The 20,617-nt window shown below is 51.0% G+C and carries 20 protein-coding genes; 15 read left to right on the top strand and 5 right to left on the bottom strand.

Translation table 11 applies throughout. The features are described from left to right. Positions 1–113 precede the first annotated feature (113 nt). Entirely contained in the window at positions 114–944 is an 831-nt protein-coding gene (locus tag PHV74_08180; protein ID MDD5094338.1) for an AAA family ATPase, read from the bottom strand. Between the two features lie 134 nt (positions 945–1,078). Here PHV74_08180 and PHV74_08175 point away from each other — a divergent pair, with 134 nt between their 5' ends. The 3 genes from PHV74_08175 to PHV74_08165 all read left to right on the top strand — a co-directional run bounded on the left by PHV74_08175 (position 1,079) and on the right by PHV74_08165 (position 2,352). Beyond that, on the top strand, positions 1,079–1,798 hold the full coding sequence (locus tag PHV74_08175; protein MDD5094337.1) for a hypothetical protein: 720 nt from the start codon (positions 1,079–1,081) through the stop codon (positions 1,796–1,798). A gap of 103 nt (positions 1,799–1,901) precedes the next feature. Next, positions 1,902–2,111, top strand: a complete 210-nt coding sequence (locus PHV74_08170; GenBank protein MDD5094336.1) for a helix-turn-helix domain-containing protein — start codon at positions 1,902–1,904, stop codon at positions 2,109–2,111. Beyond that, positions 2,089–2,352: a helix-turn-helix transcriptional regulator gene (locus PHV74_08165; GenBank protein ID MDD5094335.1), complete on the top strand. Its 264-nt coding sequence runs from the start codon at positions 2,089–2,091 to the stop codon at positions 2,350–2,352. Before PHV74_08170 ends, PHV74_08165 begins: the two co-directional genes overlap by 23 nt. Positions 2,353–2,805: 453 nt before the next feature. Here PHV74_08165 and PHV74_08160 read toward each other — a convergent pair whose 3' ends face one another. Continuing rightward, positions 2,806–3,204, bottom strand: coding sequence for a response regulator (locus PHV74_08160; protein MDD5094334.1), 399 nt, complete (start codon positions 3,202–3,204; stop codon positions 2,806–2,808). A gap of 379 nt (positions 3,205–3,583) precedes the next feature. Here PHV74_08160 and recR point away from each other — a divergent pair, with 379 nt between their 5' ends. The 7 genes from recR (at position 3,584) to PHV74_08125 (ending at position 10,807) form a co-directional block, all read left to right on the top strand. Further along, complete coding sequence (gene recR / locus PHV74_08155) at positions 3,584–4,195, top strand: recombination mediator RecR (GenBank protein MDD5094333.1); 612 nt, start codon at positions 3,584–3,586, stop codon at positions 4,193–4,195. Next, positions 4,149–4,988 (top strand): DNA repair protein RecO, encoded by an 840-nt coding sequence (gene recO / locus PHV74_08150; protein ID MDD5094332.1) that lies wholly within the window; start codon positions 4,149–4,151, stop codon positions 4,986–4,988. Before recR ends, recO begins: the two co-directional genes overlap by 47 nt. A 312-nt stretch (positions 4,989–5,300) precedes the next feature. Then, a complete protein-coding gene (locus PHV74_08145) occupies positions 5,301–7,703 on the top strand; it encodes an ATP-binding protein (GenBank protein MDD5094331.1) in 2,403 nt (800 codons plus the stop codon). A 260-nt stretch (positions 7,704–7,963) separates the two neighbouring features. Then, entirely contained in the window at positions 7,964–8,716 is a 753-nt protein-coding gene (locus tag PHV74_08140) for a PAS domain-containing protein (protein MDD5094330.1), read from the top strand. Positions 8,717–9,125: 409 nt separating this feature from the next. Continuing rightward, the gene (locus tag PHV74_08135) at positions 9,126–9,251 is read left to right on the top strand and encodes a hypothetical protein (GenBank protein ID MDD5094329.1); all 126 of its coding nucleotides are present in this window, start codon (positions 9,126–9,128) and stop codon (positions 9,249–9,251) included. Positions 9,252–9,277: 26 nt separating this feature from the next. Next, positions 9,278–9,763, top strand: coding sequence for a hypothetical protein (locus PHV74_08130; protein ID MDD5094328.1), 486 nt, complete (start codon positions 9,278–9,280; stop codon positions 9,761–9,763). 30 nt (positions 9,764–9,793) lie between these two features. Continuing rightward, a complete protein-coding gene (locus PHV74_08125) occupies positions 9,794–10,807 on the top strand; it encodes a hypothetical protein (GenBank protein ID MDD5094327.1) in 1,014 nt (337 codons plus the stop codon). A 98-nt stretch (positions 10,808–10,905) separates the two neighbouring features. On the opposite strand, the gene PHV74_08120 is transcribed toward PHV74_08125, so the two are convergent. Continuing rightward, positions 10,906–11,277: a hypothetical protein gene (locus PHV74_08120; protein MDD5094326.1), complete on the bottom strand. Its 372-nt coding sequence runs from the start codon at positions 11,275–11,277 to the stop codon at positions 10,906–10,908. A 320-nt stretch (positions 11,278–11,597) separates the two neighbouring features. Between PHV74_08120 and PHV74_08115 the strand changes: the two genes are divergently transcribed. Further along, on the top strand, positions 11,598–12,812 hold the full coding sequence (locus tag PHV74_08115) for an aspartate kinase (GenBank protein ID MDD5094325.1): 1,215 nt from the start codon (positions 11,598–11,600) through the stop codon (positions 12,810–12,812). 128 nt (positions 12,813–12,940) lie between these two features. Here PHV74_08115 and PHV74_08110 read toward each other — a convergent pair whose 3' ends face one another. Beyond that, positions 12,941–14,182: a serine hydroxymethyltransferase gene (locus tag PHV74_08110; GenBank protein MDD5094324.1), complete on the bottom strand. Its 1,242-nt coding sequence runs from the start codon at positions 14,180–14,182 to the stop codon at positions 12,941–12,943. 327 nt (positions 14,183–14,509) lie between these two features. Between PHV74_08110 and ftsZ the strand changes: the two genes are divergently transcribed. Continuing rightward, entirely contained in the window at positions 14,510–15,571 is a 1,062-nt protein-coding gene (gene ftsZ, locus PHV74_08105) for a cell division protein FtsZ (protein ID MDD5094323.1), read from the top strand. Positions 15,572–15,734: 163 nt separating this feature from the next. Then, the gene (locus PHV74_08100) at positions 15,735–17,387 is read left to right on the top strand and encodes a methylmalonyl-CoA mutase family protein (protein ID MDD5094322.1); all 1,653 of its coding nucleotides are present in this window, start codon (positions 15,735–15,737) and stop codon (positions 17,385–17,387) included. A 118-nt stretch (positions 17,388–17,505) separates the two neighbouring features. On the opposite strand, the gene PHV74_08095 is transcribed toward PHV74_08100, so the two are convergent. After that, the gene (locus tag PHV74_08095) at positions 17,506–18,219 is read right to left on the bottom strand and encodes a hypothetical protein (protein MDD5094321.1); all 714 of its coding nucleotides are present in this window, start codon (positions 18,217–18,219) and stop codon (positions 17,506–17,508) included. 378 nt (positions 18,220–18,597) lie between these two features. Between PHV74_08095 and PHV74_08090 the strand changes: the two genes are divergently transcribed. Next, a complete protein-coding gene (locus PHV74_08090) occupies positions 18,598–19,626 on the top strand; it encodes a zinc-dependent alcohol dehydrogenase family protein (protein ID MDD5094320.1) in 1,029 nt (342 codons plus the stop codon). Between the two features lie 203 nt (positions 19,627–19,829). Next, positions 19,830–20,617 (top strand): radical SAM protein (locus PHV74_08085; GenBank protein ID MDD5094319.1); only part of this gene is annotated, 788 nt, incomplete at its 3' end.

The following is a 20,617-nucleotide window of genomic DNA, read 5'->3' as shown; positions in this document are numbered from 1 at the left end:
GTGCTCAAACCCTCAAAACCGAGGGCTTAACCTATGAGAATGTCACTTGAAAGTCAAAACGTCGGTTTCAAAAACCGTGTCAACTTCTTTCAGGGTATTCTTAACCCCTATTCTTAAACGGCCTCTTGTTTATTCCCATCTTGTAGGAATTCAAGTATGCTACTTTTCACCTTTTCAGTTTTAGCCTTCTTCTCACTCATAATGCCAGGTGCTACCTTGTGAATCGGGTAATCAAACTCAGCCACTATTGACTCTCGCTCACTATCCCTCGACCAAATATCAATTTCTCTCAAGTGTCCTTGCATAGGGGATATCCGAATCCACCCATCAAGCCAAGCCTCAAAGACTGTGCTTCCTTTACCAGCTTTATCTGACCTAGTAGCAACTCCTTCATGGTGAACAATGATGAGGGTTATTTTGTATCTAGCAATTAACTTATCCAGATTCACAGCGAAGGCATTTATAACTTCATCCTGATTGCTATCACGCTTTACTGCCTTCCACCTTGGATCAATAACCAACACCTCAATGGGAAAACCTTCAGCAATAGACTGGGTTAGAATCTCATCCAGTTCCTGAGTGTGCACATCCAAACTGAGGTCAGTTATGGTTAGGTACTTGAATCGTGATAGGTCATATCCCAACTCATGATGCATATCCTGTACTCTTAGCTGGAACATCTCCTCACTAATCTCGAAATTAATATAGAGAACGTTAGCCATTGTAGTTTTGAATCCCAAGAATTCAGCACCGGCAGCAATGGCCATACCCATCTGAATGGTTAGAAAGGACTTCCCCGCTTTCCACTTTGCGATGACAGAATATTTAGCCTGTCTCCTGAGCTTCTGCTCAATGATGTAATCTATCTCCGGCACATCACTGGTGATTGCCTCCAAGCCAGACTGAATTTTGTACTTGGGTTCCTTTTTCAGATTGTCACTCATCTGTTTGTTCCTCTTTATTTCTTTTGGTCTCGCAGCAATGGTCAAAGAATCAAATTCCTGCTAGACTAGAATCAATTTTCTCATCGGCTCCATTGGATTTGTCCGCAAAAAACAGGCAAGAATGAGGCAAAAATATGGCTATGCGTAAGAAGCTAAAAGCTCCGTGTACTACTACTGATATACCAAAACACATTAAGATCGAACTCTGGCGTATCATGAAAGACAATTCCACCTATAACCACTGGGGGAAGGCAATTGCTAGGGCAAAGACGCTTGATCAATATGCCAATGATTTTTCCGCTACAAAGGATAATTACCAGCGTTTGAAAAAGGAGTTGGAACTGATGCCACTGTATGAGGTGGACACACTACCCGATGATCTCCAACAGTGGATAAAAGATGTTAGGCCAGAACTGATGGATAGACGAAGTGAATCACAACAGAGAATCAACATGGAGCCGCTAATATTGCAGAGCATGTCGAGTCATTTTGATCACATGTCGGACATAGCTAGTGCGATGTTGGCAGGCAATCTGGACAAGGTGGTAGAAGGTATAGGCGGTGCCTACACCATTTCTGATAAAGACGAGACATACAGAGATATACCTCAAGATGAACTAGGTCTGGCACTCGAATCCAATCTTGAGAACATCTTTCAGCAATGTGGCCCGTGGGATTTCTGGTATTGTTTTTATGAACATTTTCTTGCTGAGTTTTCAGAGTTGTTTGCCCCAAATGAATCGGATATCACAATCCTGACCGATAAGAGACCGTATGAGCTAATCGAAGCCTTAAGGGTTCTGGCTCGAAGAAAGACTTTCAAGGGTACCTGCCCAGTGTGTAAAGATTGGTAGTAGGCTTGATCCTCTTCCCACTTGTATTACTACAATAGGACACCTCCGAGACTATTTCCTTGATGTTATTCCGTCATACGTGTATAATATATATGGGTGGAGTATGTACACTACCAAAGAAGCAGCAGCAAAAATGGGGGTTGATGAAAGCCACATAAGACGCTTGCTGATAGAAGGCAAACTTAAGGGCCAGAAGTTTGGACGTGATTGGATGGTTTTAGAACTAGACTATAAGCGGAAGAGAAAAGCAGGTGGAGGCCGGAAACCAAAGCAAAAGAAAGGAGGGAACAATGAACCAAACGGAACTAGCTGAATCGCTGGGGGTTAGCAAAGCTTATGTCTCAATGGTGCTTAGTGGGAAAAAGCAGCCTAGTAAGAAGGTGGCTGAGGCATTGGGCAGGTTGGGAGTTAACCTAAAGGTTAACCAAAATGAAGCTAAATCATCGATCCTAAGTCATGCTCGTCTGCCAGTTCCGACACTTCCCCAGGTAAAACAAGGCCCGAAAACGACCGAATTCTGTGAACAGTTCACAAGTTTGTTCACAAACATCTGAGTGGGTAGAGAAGTTCATCAAGTCTCGCCCCGGTGGAACCTCTCCCAATACGCTATCATTCTACCACACGACGCTGAAAAATCTAGCTGGCTATCCGCTGAAGGAATCAGTCGATTTCTGTCCGACCTGAAATATGGAAACGGCAAGAGGAATTACTGCATAGCCCTTAGAGCTTTCTGCAACTGTCTACTTGGGCTCTGCCGGCGGCGGGATTGATGATATCGGGCACGTTGGTATTTTGGAGAAGACAGGAAATCAGAGAAGCCATACAATAAGCCTGAGGCTGCCCACTGAGCCAATAACAACCTGTTTCCAGCATCAGCAACTTGACGAACTGCACCAGAGACGATGGGTAAGCCCACCTCGGTGGTTTTCGTTTTCAATCCTCACTTACGTCACTACTGCGTTATGATAAGCTGAATCGATCTGCTTTTTGGGTCTCACCCGATGTGCTCAAAGAGCATTGCAGTAGGCATCGGATTTCTGCCGGCTGCTCTCATGACGACGAATTAAGGCCTTCAGCCTGGCCATGAGTTCTCGGGGGTCGAAAGGTCTGGCCATATAGCAATCGATGCCCTGTGCAGCCGCTCTGATCAAGGCCAATTCACTGTTGATCGTGCCCAACATGATGATAGGCACATCGGACTCCTGGCGGATCCGGGTAGCGATCTTCCAGCCTTCCGACCCTGAATCCTCCTCCACAATCACAACACTCGGCGAGATTTCGCGCAACCGCTCGAAGCATGACGTCCAATTGGCCCAGGCAAACTTGATATCTGATTCGTTGAAAAGCGCAGCCAGGCCGCTTATAGCACACTCATCACCACCAATAATCATCACTGTTGATTCCATTCTCGTTCCTCCGATCTTCTTTGGGATTTGTTTCGTGGAGATTCTCCTCTCATCACTTTCATCCTAACGGGCTCAGGTAAAAGTGATCGTTAATGAGGGTAAACGTGGAGTTAAGGAAAGGTAAACATCAGGTAGAATTTCAGCATTAAACGAGGATGACCTGTCCCCTGAAAACTGATTCAGTGGTAATTTTGTTCTGCAGACCTCGGGGTTCTGATTTGTGGTTGAGAATGGCACTTTAGCCATTCCTTCGATGAACCACCCCACCGCAAGCGATCGGATTGGCATGGCTACAGATAACTGGTGTTGTGCAGATGAGTGTTGTAGAATGAACCAGAAGAAACTGAAATGAAAATCCGCGTGAAAAAAGGGTTGTGAGTTGAAACCCAGATTCAGATCTGCGGCTGAACCTGTCTTGCGCCTGATCGATGAATTTCACAAGCTCCCCGGAATAGGGCCTAAGACAGCCGCCCGATTGACCTATCACCTCCTTCGCATGCCCGAGAGCGAGGCTCGTTCCCTCGCTGAGGCGATTATCGATGTCAAACAAAAGATCATCCTTTGCTCCGGCTGCCAGAACCTCACCGATACCGACCCTTGCACCATCTGTCAAAACCCGCAACGGGATCGAAGCGGGATCTGTGTAGTTGAAGAACCTCTGGATATTCTTGCTCTGGAACGCACCGGCCAGTTCAATGGCCTTTACCATGTGCTGCATGGGGTAATCTCTCCTATGGATGGGATCGGACCCGATGACCTCAAAATCGGCGAGCTACTATCACGGCTGAAAGACAGTTCGATTCAAGAGGTCATTCTGGCCACCAATCCTAACCTGGAAGGCGAGGCTACCGCTATGTATTTACAGCGTCTGATTTCCCCGCTGGGGATAAGGATCACTTCTCTGGCTCGGGGACTTCCAGTAGGCGGCGATCTGGAGTATGCCGATGATATTACTCTGGGTAAAGCGCTGGAGGGACGCCGGGAGATTTGATGACGGACGGTTAATGTCTGGATCGAAGACATACAAAACTGAAGCCATTGTCCTCAAACACGCCAACCTGGGTGAGGCGGATAGAATCCTCACGCTGTACACCTCGAAAGCCGGCAAGATTCGAGCTGTGGCCAAAGGAGCCCGTAAGACAACGAGCAGGTTGGGGGGACATGTGGAACCCCTGACTCATTGTTCCCTGATGCTGACCCACGGGCAGCAAATGGATACCGTCAATCAAGGCGAGACGATTGAAAGCTTCCCCTCGATTCGAAATAATCTTCGGCTCACCGCTCAAGCTCTCTACATGGTGGAGCTGATCGATGCCTTTGCCTCCGAACGGGTGGAGAACTACCCGGTGTACAAGCTCTTGCTTGAAGCACTGCATCATCTGGGAGGGAAGTGCCACGTTCCGCTCCTCTTTCGATACTTCGAACTTCAACTGGTCGGTCATGTCGGCTACCAGCCTCAATTAGGCGAGTGTCTGAATTGTCACTCACCTCTCAAACCTGTGGAGAATTCCTTCAGTTCCAGTGGGGGAGGAGTGCTCTGCCCGAATTGCACCAATTCAGAGCCGATCGTCCAGCCGATTTCGGTCAATACCCTCAAGGTGCTACGGCTACTCCAACGGGGAGATTATGCGATGGCCAGCCGACTGCGCCTGAACTCCGATCTGTCCAAAGAACTGGAGCGGCTAATGCAGGGATATGTCCGCTATCTCCTGGAGAGGGAGATCAAATCAACCCGGTTTCTGAATCGATTGGACAGGGAGGAAATTGCCAAAAGCTCCGGGTGACACAGAATTTACCGGTTATTTACCATTTATTGACTGACTTAGACTGTTTTCTGTGGTTAAATCTTGGCGATAGTCCTGCGAACCTTCCCAAGAATAAGGTAGCGGCTCCATTAAAAAAGGCATTGAGCTCGCTATTTCAACACTCCGGTAACGTATCGGCAATCAAGTTGCGGCATTCAGCGTTCAGCGAACAAAGAGGGCACAGGAATGCTTCCCTGTCAGGTTTCTAGTCGAGGTTCTGAGGTAATCTCCGCGGGCTGAGCGGAAGTCGAGCAGAACCCCTCCGGTATTATTTGGAGGCGAAATCATCAGATGAATACCCTGCGGCAAAGGCTCAAGCGTCTGATCGAAAGGCAGACGCTGGCTGCCACCATCATACTGATCTTTCTTCTTGTCTTTATACCAATGGCAGTCATGGTCAGCTGGTATAGCACCAGCGAAACGCATAAATCCCTTAGAAAAGCCTCCGAATCAAACTTAGAAAACCTCTCTTCACAGGTGGGCGCTGAGGTAGAGCGCGTCCTGATTCGCTCTTATCAGGATATGGAAACGCTGGCGAAGAATCCGATAATAAGATCAGACACGGCATCTGCCGAAGACAAACTGGCGGAGATAACGACGGTAAATGATATTATAAACAAAAGGTTCACGGATATTGCACTCGTTGATCCTGATGGCAACATGATTATCTCCTCGGACCAAGACTACCAGGGCGATTGGAGTGGGCAGGATTGGTTTAGAGAAGCTGTCGCGGGTAATATCTCGGTCTCTCCACCTCATGGCGTGTTGAACACCCCCAAGCTCGCCATGGAATACGCGGCTCCGGTAAAGGATGTTCTCCAAAACGTTACCGCAGTCATTGTCGCACAGATGGAGATGAATACTATTTGGGCGATCACTGAAACTGCCACGCTGGGTGAAACCGGATGGACCAGCATTGTTGATGAGAGCTACACATTCATTACCATTCCCAATCCCGATCACGGCGAACTGACCGCCCAGTTCACTTATGCCCGGAAGAACATTCGGACAACACAATATCCCGGCAGCATTGAGCTATTTGAATATAAAAACAATGAGGGAGACAAGGTGCTGGCGGCAAAAGCTACTCTCGATATTTCTCCATACCTGGGAGAACACGTCTGGCACATAATCACGAGCCAGACTACCGATGAGGCCTTTGCCCCGATGCGGGACGCCTTGAGAAAGGGCTTAATCGGCATAGCTGGCGGATTTATTCTATTCCTCATAGTTAGCGCCTTGCTCATCCAAAGGACCACAAAGCCGTTTCATATTCTTTCGATCGGGGCCGAACAAGTCGGCTCCGGCGATTTCACCTATCGAGCACCGGTTTCCGGAACCAGAGAAGTCCGCCGCCTGGCTATCTCATTTAATACAATGGTCCGCAATCTGCAAATGAGCGAAAGTCTTCGGGCAGAGCACGGCCTGCTAAGGAAATTGCAGGCCGCAGGAACGGCTCTGGCAAGTGCATTATCCGCTGAAGAAATTCTGCGAATCGCCGCCAACAGCATTCGGGAAATCCTGGCCAGCGATTTGGTTTGGATATTGATGGCTGACGAAGATGGCAACAGCCTGGAGGCCAGAGTGTTCGTTAGCCCGAAGAAAGGGCAGGGGCCGGAAGACGACGATCAAGGACTGACGAATTCCCTGAGCCACCGGAAGATTGAATTGACCAAAGACGGCGGCCTGTTAGAGAAGGTGCTCAGGGAAAGGGAAACCTTGTTCCTGGATGATCTCACTATTTTCAAAGACCTGGCGAAGGGTGACCCGCTCCTGGAAACCGTGATCACAGAGCTCGGAATGGCCGGCATCAATCTACTGCCGCTGGCGTTACCCGATAGGGAATTTGGTGTTATGGTCTTCGGTAGAACCTCCGGCAAGGCACTCTCAGATTCAGAGAAACGAATTGTGCTGGTCTTCGCTCACCAGGTAACGATTTCACTGGAGAGGGCGCGGCTTGGCGCTGTGGAAATGAAGAACGTAGCGGAATTGGCCAGGCTGAGTCATCTCAAATCCCGAATTCTCTATATTCTATCCCACGAACTGAAAACTCCTCTCACCTCACTGAGATCCTCCTCCAGGCTCTTGCAGGAATCCGATATCAATGCATTGAACTTTGAAACCCAGCAGAGACTTATCGGGAACATAGTCCGAGCCACCGCCAGGCTGGTAGGGGTTGCTGATGATATTTACCCGATCGCCGAGGTGCTGACGGGAGAGATGCAGATTGTGCGCGGAAAAGCTGATTGTCGAAAACTGGTCAATGAGGCCGTCGAATCCGTATCGCCCCTCACCGCCAGAAAAACTCAATCAGTGAACATCTCGATTGATCCATCCGTCTCGTCCATGTGGGCAGATAAATATCGCATCAAGCAAGTGCTGGTCAACCTGCTCACCAACGCCGGCAACTTCTCGCCGCCCCGATCCCCCATTGATATTGTGATCAGCGACGAGACCGCAGAAGTGATTTTTGAAGTGCGCGACCAGGGTATCGGCATCTCCGAGGAGGATCAGACGTTGATCTTCGATGGGTTCTACCAGGCTGATAGCGAAACAGTGCGCCGTGCCGGCGGCAAAGGGTTGGGGTTGCTCTTCGCCAAAACTGTTGTGGAGTTGCATGGCGGGAGAATCTGGGTTAAGAGCAAGCTGGGCGAAGGAAGCAGCTTCTATTTTTCGGTCCCAAAACAGGTTTAAGGGCTGGACCAGGTCGATCTCACTGAGAACCATCCCTCCCCCTCTTTTCTGCTTTTCGGTCCCACACTCGTGCGCCATGGTGTTATGGCAGACCCCAAGATAGAAATGGGTGAAAACCCCTCCCAAAACACATATTTACCCCCTATTAATGATGGGTTCAGGGTGGCAAGATTAGTACCACAAGAAACCACTGTAATTAGCCCGTTACGCTGCTGACCAAATAGCATAACGGGCGAGCCAACCATCAATAATGGAGAGATATGCCAAAATCAATCGTCATAAATAACCCTATAAGCGCCCGGAAAGATTCCCTTGCCATGCTCTTGAACAGCTTTTCGGATGCCCTCGTCTGGGCAGATACGGAAGGGAAAATTATCGGTTGCAACGGAGTTGCCCTGAGGATGTTGGGGTACAGCCAAAAGGGGATGCTGGAAAAGAGCTTGACAGACATTATACCTGCCGGATTGCCGAAGGAGTTTTCACTCTTTGATGCCGCTCTTGGGCGACATCCCTGTGGCGTTCGCACCATGAATGAAAAGTGCCCGGTCAAGACAAGGAAGGGCAGGATATTCATGGCCGAGGTTATGGTGACCCATTTCCAGGATTCCGACAGGAACCACAGAACAGCTGTGCTTATCATGAACTCTACTCCCAACAAATGGAAGCTAAACGATGTATACGAAGCCAAGGCTCATAACTCGCCGGTTGGCACGTATATCGTCCAGGGAAGACGATTCAGGTTTGCCAATCCCCGGTTCCAGCAAGATATCGGCTTTACAGAAGGAGAACTCCTGGATATCGATCCCATCAGCCGTGTTCATCCGGAGGACAAGGAAATGGTCAGAAAAAGCGCAATCGACATACTGAAAGGGAAGCGCTCCTCTGGCTATGAATTTCGGGGGATCACCAAGGATGGGGAAATCCGATGGTTCTATGAGACGGTTACTTCTATCACCTACAATGGGCATTTAGCGACATTGGGGAGCTCGAAGGATATCACTGAACAAAAATAGCCTGACGCTACGAGCAAAATTGATATCATTTACAGCACGCCAAAAGTCACCGCAACTGCCGGGGCGCCCGGCGAATTGGGATTCTGCTTCAGCCCTGATATCTCTGTATCCTTACGACCACAATCACTCCGGGAAAACCCTTAATACTATTGAGTGCTTGCCTTCAGACGAGATTAGTGAGTGCTCCATTTATTGTTGCCTGCGCTCGTGATAGGCTGAACTTTGAACGGGATAAACAGAGAGAGCTGTGAATGCAGGCATGCCTCACAGCACAAAAAGAGAGACCTGCCGGCTAGCTAATCACAGATTCCTCAGGTAAGAAAGGAAGTGTACTAGAAATGGTTACGAGCCAGATGGTGTTAGACAGAGCACCTTCTCAAGCAGAAGCGGGTTCAACGGTTTCGGCATTGTGGCTCAGCAGGTGGAGAAGTCTGCCGAATCAGTGCAAGACATGACCTACAAGATCGAGGACGTCAATGTAAACATCTCCGCTATTTCGGAGCGCATGGAAATATCTCTGCAGAAGCTAAGTTGACCCTCTGGACAGGCTAATCGAGCGACATGCATGAAACTATCGGCGAAAGGGCACAGCGAAGAGCACTGACCAGAACCAAGATCGCAATCTGCATTCTGGTGATCGTGGTGATGGGTGCGTCGGTGGGTTTCATGATCCGCAACGATCCAAACCAGAGCAAGGGGGCAATCGGCATAGTCAGGGGTAGCGGGACAGAACTTGAGGCGGTTTTCATTGGACCGCCTGAATTGAAAGTTGATTGGGATGGCGTGACGGGACAGGCATGGTCTGTTTCGTTGGTTCAAGGCCGAATCCGAAATATCTCAAACAAGACAGTTCGGTTCCAGGACATTGTCTACCGTGTGAAAGATGGAAACGGGGATACGATCTGGGAAGGCAGCGATGGACGATTTGCAGATGGGGGCAAACTTGAACCAACGCAGTATCTTAACTTCGTCGCCAACCCGATTACCAACCGGGAATCGAAAATCTTTGAGGTAGTGGTCAAGAACGCCACGGTATCAAGCAGATAGTCGTATCTCTGAATAAGCCAAGGATAAGCAATGGAAAGCACTGTCGTACTTGCCGCTCTCTTCGTGGTGACGCTATTGTTGTCAGTGGCGGTCTACGATACCAGCCCGCCGCTACGAAGGCTGGTGGGACGGCTGTTGAAGGTAGTCCGGCGGAGTCAGAAGGCATTGGAGGAAGACAAAGAGTCGGCCACACCAGCAAACGAAGCGGTCGCTACACCTCTGGGTGATGTGAAAGAGACGCCAAAAGAAGACTCAAAACTGAAATCCGGTCGATTACGGAGTATCTTCCGCCGCCGCCAGAAGGCATCGGAGGAGAAGGACAAAGAGTCGGCCACACCAGCAAACGAAGAAGCGGCTACACCTCTGGATAATGCGAAGGATATGCCGAAAGGGGAGTCGAAACGGAAGTCGGGTCGATTGCGGAGGATATTCCGCCGCCACAACAAACCGAACGATGCTCAAGATGGCCCTGTTCTGGCCTCTCTTGGCTCTCTGCGAAATGCAGTTGATGACATGGCAAAGCGCCTTGCCCAAGTGGAAGCAGCCTCAGGGAAAATCGCTCAGGTGGAGACAGGGCTGGCGAAAGTCAGCGGTGACACGCAAGTCCTCTCAGAGGATTTCAAGGATGTCCTCGGTTCACTCAGGGTTTCCATTGACCGACTGGAAAGCCGGCTGGAGCAAGTAAGCTCTGACCATTCAGGAAAGACGACTGGAAATGAGGGGTTCGAGGATAGGATCAGTCAACTGGAGGGGAATCTGGCAAATGTGAACGCCTCCGTCGAATCACTCCCGCAAGAGATACAGTCCAATGAGAGAGACATCCTGGAGATCAGGAATCGCCTGGAGAGTATCTCAACAGATCTCCATCGCACCCTCGGCTACGGCATCCAGAAAGCTTTCAGGTGCGAATGCTGTGGCTCGGAAGGCCTTGTTGCCAGCCAAGTCACCTGCAGCAAATGCGGAACTGCAAGCATGTGGGGGTGGTGGCCACCGAGTGAAGGACCAGCCGCCTCGGAAACTGAAGCAAACGGACTGGAAGTCTAGTCCATAAAGCCTAATGGCGCCGTCTCCCACCTGTTGCAGACGGTGGTGCGTTCATCTTCAAAAACCAAACCGCCAGATACGCGCCGTTGAGATGGGCTTCATGAGTCGCTCTCGCTATCAGCCTCAGCTATCAGTTCGTCCATATCGCCGCGAAGCGTCTGGGAGAAGTCTTTGTATTGCCCGCCGAGATTCTGGGCAAGACCAATGAAAGCATTCTTTCGGGCCTCGGCTCGGGCAAGGTCGGGATTATCCTGGAACGAGGCAATATCCGTGATGATATCGTTGTAGCTGAATAGCAGCATGTCGCCCACGCCTTCCACACCATCGATTCCCTGAGGGGTGCTTTCACCATCGCCCGTAGGATTGGCCATGTCGAGGGCACCGCTGCTCAGGGGAAATGCCGCCAGCAGACTGAATAAGAAAGCGACGACTATCGCGATGACGCCAAAAGTAACTGCAGTGTTCACCATTTTTCATCCCCCCTTTTTGCGTCCTCCCGAATTCTCTTCAGGAAAACCCACCGATTTACAAAAGCGCAAGTCCGTCTAGATTCACACTAACAGGCAAAGGTCAAAACTTCGGTTGACGGAAAGTTAGCGAACGGTAAAGTTTTGGTATCATTGGGTATAAAATGTAAAGAGGGCTTCTCGATGCAATCGTCCGGTTGTTATGTATCAGCCTCAGGGATATCAGCAAAAATGATTGAACCCCAAATATGTGGGTGCTATACTTGGCTAGGGCAAATGGATGCCATTAGGAGCAACTCTAAAACTCGCCCCAGGATAGCAAGATGTCGATCATAGTCCAGAAATACGGCGGAAGCTCGGTCGCCGATGCCGAGAAGATCAAGAACGTTGCCCGGAGGATCATCCGCGTCAAGGAGGCGGGAAATGATGTGGTGGTGGTGGTCTCCGCGATGGGAAAGACAACGGATAACCTCATTGCCCTGGCCAAACAACTCAGCGATCAGCCGGATGAGCGAGAACTTGACCGGCTGCTGGCCACCGGAGAAATGGTCTCCTGTTCATTGATGGCGCTGGCGATCAAAGCGATGGGACATAATGCCATCAGCCTAACAGGCCCTCAGGCGGGTGTTCGGACGGATTCCTCTCACAGCAGAGCCCGGATTACGGGAGTCACTCCCGCCCGGATGAAGAGGGAGATCAAAAACGGCAACATCGTGGTGGTGGCCGGTTTTCAGGGGATCAATCAGGATCTCGATATCACCACACTGGGACGGGGAGGATCGGATACCACGGCAGTGGCTCTGGCCATCAGCCTGAAAGCTAAACAATGCAATATTTACACTGACGTCGATGGCGTCTACACCGCCGATCCGAGAATCGTACCGAACGCTCGAAAGCTGGAAGAGATCGGATATGAGGAAATGCTGGAAATGGCTTCGGTAGGAGCTAAAGTGATGCACAGCAGGGCAGTAGAGCTCGGCTGGATCTATGGGATGCCCATCCTGGTGGCATCCTCTCTCAATGATAACCCAGGCACTCTGATTCATGGGGGCATTCCGATGGAAGTGCGAAATAAAGTTAGCGGTATCGCTCACGATATCAATGTGGCCAAGGTGACCGTGGTGGGAGTGCCGGATGAACCGGGGGTGGCCGGCGCCATTTTTCAGGCGTTAGCCGATCAAGGAATCAGTGTGGATACGATCGTTCAGAACGTTTCCATCAAGGGCACCACCGATCTGACCTTCACCGTCGGCCAAGTCGATTTAAACAAAGCCATGAAAGTGGTCAAACCGGTAGCGGAATCCATTAACGCCTTGGATTGCGTCAGCGATACGAACGTAGGCAAGATCAGCGTGGTCGGATCCGGGATGCAGACAACCCCCGGATATGCCGCCCGAATGTTCAAAGCCCTGGCCGATGAAGGGATCAACATTCAGATGATATCGACATCGGAGATTAAGATCACCTGCATCATCGATGCAGGCAAAGTTGCCCAAGCGGCAAGCGCCCTCCACACGGCCTTCGATCTGGAATCTTAAGGAATATCTGAATCGGCGCTCCCCAACACCCAATTTATCCCGCACCACCTGATCAGATGCTTCTTATAAAAAAAGTCTCCCGCATCGAGATGTGGGAGACTTTTTTTGTCGCTCTTTACCGGAACGATTTACGCCGTAATTCCGGGCGTTGGGAACCGCCGATTGATCTCATCGACCTCCTGGCGCACCTGCCGATAGACCTTTTCATCGCCGATGTTGGAGATCACCTTGGCGATGAACTGAGCGATCTTTCTCATTTCATTCAGGCCAAACCCTCGGGAGGTCACCGCCGGGGTGCCCAACCTGATCCCGCTGGTGGTAAACGGAGGCTTGGGATCAAACGGAATCGCATTCTTGTTGACAACAATATTGACTTCCCCTAAAGCCGCCTCAGCCATTTTGCCTGTCACCGTGGTCGAAGTGAGATCGACCAAGACTCGATGGTTATCCGTGCCGCCAGTGACCAGCTTTAACCCCTGCGCCATTAGTTCATCCGCCAGAACCTTGGCGTTCTCCATAACGGATTTCTGGTAAGCAACGAACTCCGGCGTGCTCGCTTCCAGGAAACAAACAGCCTTAGCGGCAATGATATGCATGAACGGTCCGCCCTGAAGGCCGGGGAAAACCCATTTATCCGCCATAGCACCATACTGCTCACGGCATAAGATTAACCCTCCGCGCGGCCCTCTCAAGCTCTTGTGGGTGGTGAAAGTGACGATATCAGCATAAGGTACGGGAGTGGGGTGGACTCCGGCAGCGATCATGCCCGCTTCATGCGCCATATCCACAAAGAGCTTAGCATTGACTTTATCAGCAATCCGGCGAAAGCGTTCATAGTCCAGGATTCGGGGATACGAACTCGATCCGACCACGATTAGCTTGGGCATATTCTTCAAAGCGGATTTTTCCACTTCATCGTAGTTTATCCGGCCGGTTTCCTTATCAATACCGTACGAAACCACCTTGAAGAACCTGCCGGAAAAGCTGACCGGACTGCCGTGGGTAAGGTGCCCTCCGTGAGCCAACTCCATGCCCATGATGGTATCGCCGTAATTGATCAGCGTCATATAGGCAGCCATATTGGCTATGGCGCCGCTGTAAGGTTGAACATTGACATATTCGCTCTTGAAAAGTTCCTTGGCGCGCTTGATAGCAAGAGCCTCCGCCTGATCCACAAACTGACAGCCGCCATAGTACCGCTTGCCGGGATAGCCCTCGGCATATTTGTTGGTGAGGACGGATGCCTGAGCCTGAAGAACGGCTTTGCTGGTGTAGTTCTCAGAGGCAATGAGATTGATGTTGTTGCACTGGCGGTTTTCTTCTTTTTTGATGATACTGGCGATTTCGGGGTCGATCTTTTCTAGAGACATTTCTCTCCTTATTAATAGCAAACCAGCATAATATTAGCGTCCCTCGCATAGACCTGTCAATGACCGGCTATGGAAAGCCTTTCCCCTTGGGACTGATGGCCTGATTGCCCACTGCCGGAGCCCCTCATGAAGAATGTGCAAGAGGTGAGCGCCTGAATCTGGCCGCCACAGGTTCCGGGAAAAGATTGACCCTCACAATTTGGGATGATAAGATTGGAACAATATAAAGTCCGCGCAAATTCGTCATGTCGCCAAATCCTCGCCCTCCATTCACACCGAGAAGCAGACGAAAGCGCAACCTCGGCAAAGCCGATAGAGGAGGAATAGATGGCAGAAGATGAAGTGAAAGCTGCAGCGCCAAAAGCCAAGAAGAAGAAACCCTCCAAACCAAAAAAACCAGCCGGGTTTGTTAAGGGTAAATTTGGCGTAGCAAATATGACCGTGGTGGGGGTAGGCGGTGGTGGTTGTAACACGGTATCCCGCCTTATGGAAGAACATCCCATCGGCATTAATTTTGTTTGCGTCAACACCGACGCAAAGGCACTTCAAAATCTTCAGGGAGACAATCTCATCGTCATCCCCATCGGTGAACTCCTGACCAAGGGATTTGGCGCCGGGGGCCGACCAGAAGTTGGAGCGCAGGCAGCTGAGTCTAACCGTGCCGCACTCAAGCAGGTGTTATCGGGCAGCGACATTGTGTTTATCACTACCGGCTTGGGCGGAGGCACAGGCACCGGCGCCGCCCCGGTGGTGGCTGAGATGGCCAAGAAAGTGGGGGCTCTCACCATTGCGATGGTAACTTTGCCCTTCTCCTGGGAAGGCCACAAGAGAATGAAAACTGCCCTCAGCGGCCTTTCTAAATTGCGCGATCATGTAGACAACGTGATCCTCATCAACAATGACATGATGACCAAACTGGTTCCGAGCAATGCCACCATGCAAGAAGCCTTCAAGATTGCCGATAGTTGCTTGACCGAAGGCATATTGGTGGTCAATGAGATCGTCAATCAGCCGGGGGAGATCAATGTTGACCTTGCTGATGTGAAGGTTGTCTTAGAGTTGCCGGGCAACGCACTGATGACAATCGGCGAGGCTGCCGGGAAAGATGCCGCCCTGGCGGCTGCCGAGAATGCCATCAGGAACCCGATGCTTGATCTTTCCGTTGCCGGCGCCAAGGGCATCCTCTTCACCATCAAGTCAGGCCCCAAACTCACTTTAAATGAGGTGAATGCGGCAGGCAAACGGATTGCTCAATCCGTAAGCAAGGATGCGACGATCTTCTTCGGCATGAGCTTGAAACCGGAAATGCAAAACAAAGTCAGGTTTACCATTATCGCTACCGGCATACCCGATTCCAAGTCCGTATCGTCAGTAACCGGCAAGGCTTAGCGTATATACCTTATATAAGAGGATTCGATAAAAAGGGCGCTGTTACCCATTCAGTGGCAACAGCGCCCTTTTGGGCTGAGGCCTGCTACAATAGTGTTTGACACCTGCTATGAAATCGAATAAACTTTGAATGGCCAATCTTGAACAGGGGGATTTAGTGAATATGAGTACCAATAAAAAGGAATGGCGCGAAAAAACACTCAACCCGGCTTTGAAAAAATCCAAGGGATGGAAGGAACAGTTTAAAACCACTTCTGGCATAGTGCTGGACGATGTTTATGCTCCGGATGATATGAGCGGATTCGACTATAACCGGGATTTGGGATATCCCGGCGAGTTTCCGTTCACCCGCGGTGTGCAACCGACAATGTACCGGGGCCGAATGTGGACCATGCGGCAATATGCCGGTTTTGCCTCGGCGGAGGAATCCAACAAGCGCTATCGCTATCTTCTGGAGCAAGGACAAACCGGTCTGAGCGTTGCCTTCGACCTTCCTACCCAGATTGGCTATGATTCCGATGCCCCGATGTCCGAAGGCGAAGTCGGGAAGGTAGGCGTGCCCATTGATACCCTGGCAGACATCGAAACCCTCTTCAAGGATATACCGCTGGGCAAGGTCAGCACCTCGATGACGATAAACTCCACCGCGCCTGTCCTGCTGGCAATGTATATCGCCCTCGCCAAAAAGCAGGGGGTCGATTTAGCCAAACTCGATGGAACCATTCAAAATGATGTTCTCAAGGAATATATAGCTCGCGGCACTCACATTTTCCCGCCCGAACCTTCCATGAGACTCATTACCGATATCTTCCAGTACTGCCGCGATAATGTTCCCAAATGGAACACCATCAGCATCAGTGGCTATCACATTCGAGAGGCAGGCTCAACTGCCGCTCAGGAGATTGCCTTCACCCTGGCAGACGGCATTTCCTACGTGCAGGCGGCCATTGACTCGGGATTGGATGTCGATGATTTTGCCGGAAGACTTTCCTTCTTCTTTGCAGCCAACACCAACCTCCTGGAAGAAGTGGCCAAATACCGGGCGGCGCGCCGCCTGTGGGCCAGGATCATGAAGGATCGATTCAAAGCCAAAAATCCAAAGTCCATGATGCTGCGGTTCCATACTCAGACTTGCGGCCATACGCTAACGGCTCAACAGCCGATCAACAACATCGTCCGAGTGACCATTCAGGCAATGGCGGCCGCGCTGGGCAGCACTCAATCCCTCCACACCAACTCTTGGGATGAGGCATATGCCACCCCCAGTGCGGATGCGGTCACCATTGCACTGCGCACGCAACAGATTGCAGCCTATGAAGGTTGTATAGGCGATACCGTCGACCCGTTGGGCGGTTCGTATGTGGTTGAATCGCTGACCACTGCGCTGGAGGAGAAAGCCAAACAGTATCTGGACAAGATCGATGAGCTTGGCGGGGCTCTGGCAGCCATCGAAAAGGGGTATCAGCAGCGGGAGATTCAAGAGAGTTCCTACCGCGCCCAGAAAGATATCGAGACCGGCGAGAAGATCGTGGTAGGCCTCAACAAGTTTGTTTCCGCGTCCCCAAAGATCGAGAACATCATCCGGGTTGACGCTACTGAAGCCGCAAAGCAGAAAAAGCGTCTGGCTAAGGTAAAAAGCGAGAGAGATAACCAGAAAGTGGCCCAGTCTCTGGCAAAACTAGAGCAAGTGGCCAAAGGCACCGAGAACACCATGCCGGTGTTTATCGAATGTGTTGAGGCTTATGCATCCCTCGGAGAAATCTGCGGCGTGTTGCGCAATGTGTTCGGTGAGCAAAAAGAGTTCCTGGTGTTCTAGACGAAAACTGACAGCCGATTGAAAGGCTGCGTGGTTGGCAACAAAAAAGAAGCTCCGTCTTGAGGACGGAGCTTCTTTTTCTATCTACTGTTCGCTTTTGAACTTGCTTAGATCAGAATTACTTAATGGCCGCCAAATCAGCAGTCATGCTCTGAATCGTGGCGTCAGTGACTCCCAAGGCCTTCAAGTTCGGAAGCAGTTTGGAAAAGACGTTAGCCTTCTGACCATCCAGCAGCGGAGCATACTGCGTCAGTATGTCGCCAATATACTTATCCAATACAGCTTTGGTCTGCGCATTGTCCAGCAGGGCCCCTAATGTTGAATCAACATCGAGTCCCGTACCGCCTGCTGCTGGGGTTGTCGCCGCAGGGGCTCCACCGGAAGCCATCGCCGTCAAACCGTCTTTCACGCATTGCACCATGGCATCGGTTATCTTTCCGCCGCTCATCGGAGCCACGGTCGGCAGGTCCATCCCAAAGGCCGCCGACAGCTGCGGATTGTCAATTATCTCATCTCCAATACATTGCCTCAACAAGGCCTCAGTATCCGGATTGTCCAACAAATCCCCAATGGACGATTCGATGGAAAGCTCTGCAGGTGTCGTAGGCGGTGGTGCCACAGGTGTCGTAGGCGGTGGTGGTGCCACAGGTGTCGTAGGCGGTGGTGGTGCCACAGGTGTCGTAGGCGGTGGTGGTGCCGCAGTTGTCTTCGCGGGGGGAGTCGTCTCATCCTCGTCATCATCACAGGCCACCATTACCACCATACTGGCTACCAGTATCAGGGCCATGAAGACAAAGATGAATTTTTGCCACATTCCTTTTTCCTTTACCATATCTACCTCCTTCGTGCGATTTTGTTCGGATTATACACGTGTCGCTATGCATTGTCAAGGCATTTTTGAAGGTACGGACATACGGAAGAGGGCCCTTTTTGGAAGAATAGCTGAAGCCAATTTTGCAAAAAGGATTCACCGGTTTTCTCGCCGGACGCCGATATCTCTCTCAAATCAATGGGAACTCCGGAACCCTCCTGGATTATGGCTCCACAGCGGCTTTGCTTGGTGTAAAATATCAGCAGGTATTCCCCTTTCCATGAACTTGCCTTATCTTGGTGAGGTGGTCAGTTACACCGGCATGGCAAAGCCCAGTCCGTTGTCTCTCACCAGAAGACGCCTGCAAAACGGCATAATCCAGTGCAGGATAAGAAAACCATGAAAGCGATGCTATTGAAAAGACTCGGAAGCCTCAAGGAGAATGAAGACCGGCTTGAACTCACCGAAGTGCCGATTCCGGTTCCAAAAGCGGGAGAGCTTCTGTTGCGAGTCTCGTCATGCGGAGTCTGCCATACTGAGCTGGATGAAATCGAAGGAAGAACACCCCCGCCGAAGCTCCCGATGATACTGGGACATCAGGTGATCGGCCGGGTGGAAAAGAACCCGAACAGCGCCGGTTCCTTCAAACCCGGCGATAGGGTTGGCATCGGCTGGATATATTCGGCCTGCGGCAAGTGCAAGTTCTGCCAGGAAGGAAACGAAAACCTTTGCCCTGAATTCAGGGCAACCGGCCGAGACACAAATGGGGGATATGCCCAATACATGATCGCGCCGGAAAGCTACCTTCACGCTATCCCCGCCGTCTTTTCCGATTCGGAAGCGGCGCCCCTGTTATGCGCCGGAGCCATAGGCTATCGATCATTGAAACTCACCGGCCTTAAGGATGGACAGATACTGGGGTTGACCGGATTCGGGGCTTCAGCTCATCTCGTCTTGCAGATGGCCAGACACCGTTTTCCAAGGTCGCCCGTCTTCGTCTTCGCCAGATCCGAAAAGGAAAGGCGATTTGCACGAGAGTTGGGGGCAGCGTGGGCTGACGATATTGCCGAAGACCCGCCGCAGCAACTCGATTGCATCATCGACACTACGCCGGTGTGGAAGCCCGTCATCGAATCGCTCAGGAAACTGCAGCCCGGCGGCAGATTGGTGATCAATGCCATCCGCAAAGAAGAGATCGACAAGAACAGCCTGTTGCAGTTGGATTATCCCCGCCATCTCTGGATGGAAAAGGAAATAAAGAGCGTTGCCAATATCAGCCGGGCAGATATCAGGGACTTCCTCCAGTTAGCCGCAGCAATTCCCATCAAACCTGAAGTTCAGGAATTCCCCCTGGAAGAGGCTAACAAGGCCCTAGCCGAACTCAAGGCAGGCAACGTCCACGGCGCAAAGGTTCTCCGAATGGAATGATCGGTCGCAGGCTGAAGGACAGACTATCGTCCTTGAGGATGAGGCGCACTCCGTGTACAATGGGATTGGGGAAGCTCTGAGTAAGTCCAAAGCAACCCCCTGTCCCCCACTCTTGGGGGAAGAGGGAGAATTTGGGGGACACCCCCAAACCCCCGGCAGGAAGTATATCCTGCACCACTTAAACAGAGGTTCTTTTGAACGATATGAAATTCCAGCGGCCTGAAATCTTCCGTCCCCCGAGCGAGTGGGACAGCTATTTTCTTCCCCTGACCAGGGGCTGCTCCAATTCCAGCTGCACCTTCTGTGGCCACTACGGAAAAAAACTGCAGATCAGAGAGGTGGAGGAAGTCAAGCAGGAAGTGGATGCATTGGCCCTCTTCCGAACTTCCGGATTTCGTTTGCCTACCATGCCTCCGATCATGTATGCCATAGCTCGAGATTGGAAAGGCAAGAGGATATTCTTCCAGGATGGCGATGCGCTGGTTTACCCGTTTCCTAAACTGCGCCAGGTCCTCCAGTATGCCAACGAAAAGCTGCCATTCGTGGAAAGATACGGCTGTTACGCCACGCCGCAGGATATCCTAAGAAGAAGTCCCGATGAACTCAAGGAGTTGAGGGAACTGAAGCTGGGAATCTTTTACACAGGCGTTGAAAGCGGCGATGACGATATCCTCAAACACATCGGCAAGGGAGTAGATAGCCGCCAAATTATCGAAGCAGGCCGGAAAGCAAAGGAAGCCTGGATCGACTTTTCAGCGACAGTAATTCTGGGACTTGGCGGGATTGAGGAAAGCGATAAGCACGCCCTGGCAACGGCACGCATTTTGACGGAGATAGATCCAGCCTATGCCGGAGCGTTAACCCTGACATTCATCCCCGGCACTCCGCTTCACGAGGAAGGCAAAAGGGGCGAGTTTCATCCCATTACCCCTTTCCGATCGCTGGAGGAGCTCAAGATCATGATGGAAAACTCCAGCTTCGGCGATTGTTT

Source organism: Dehalococcoidia bacterium (assembly GCA_028711995.1).
Lineage (GTDB): Bacteria > Chloroflexota > Dehalococcoidia > SZUA-161 > SpSt-899 > JAQTRE01.
Note: the sequence above shows the minus strand (reverse complement) of the source record. Positions and strands in the feature narration are given on the sequence as shown.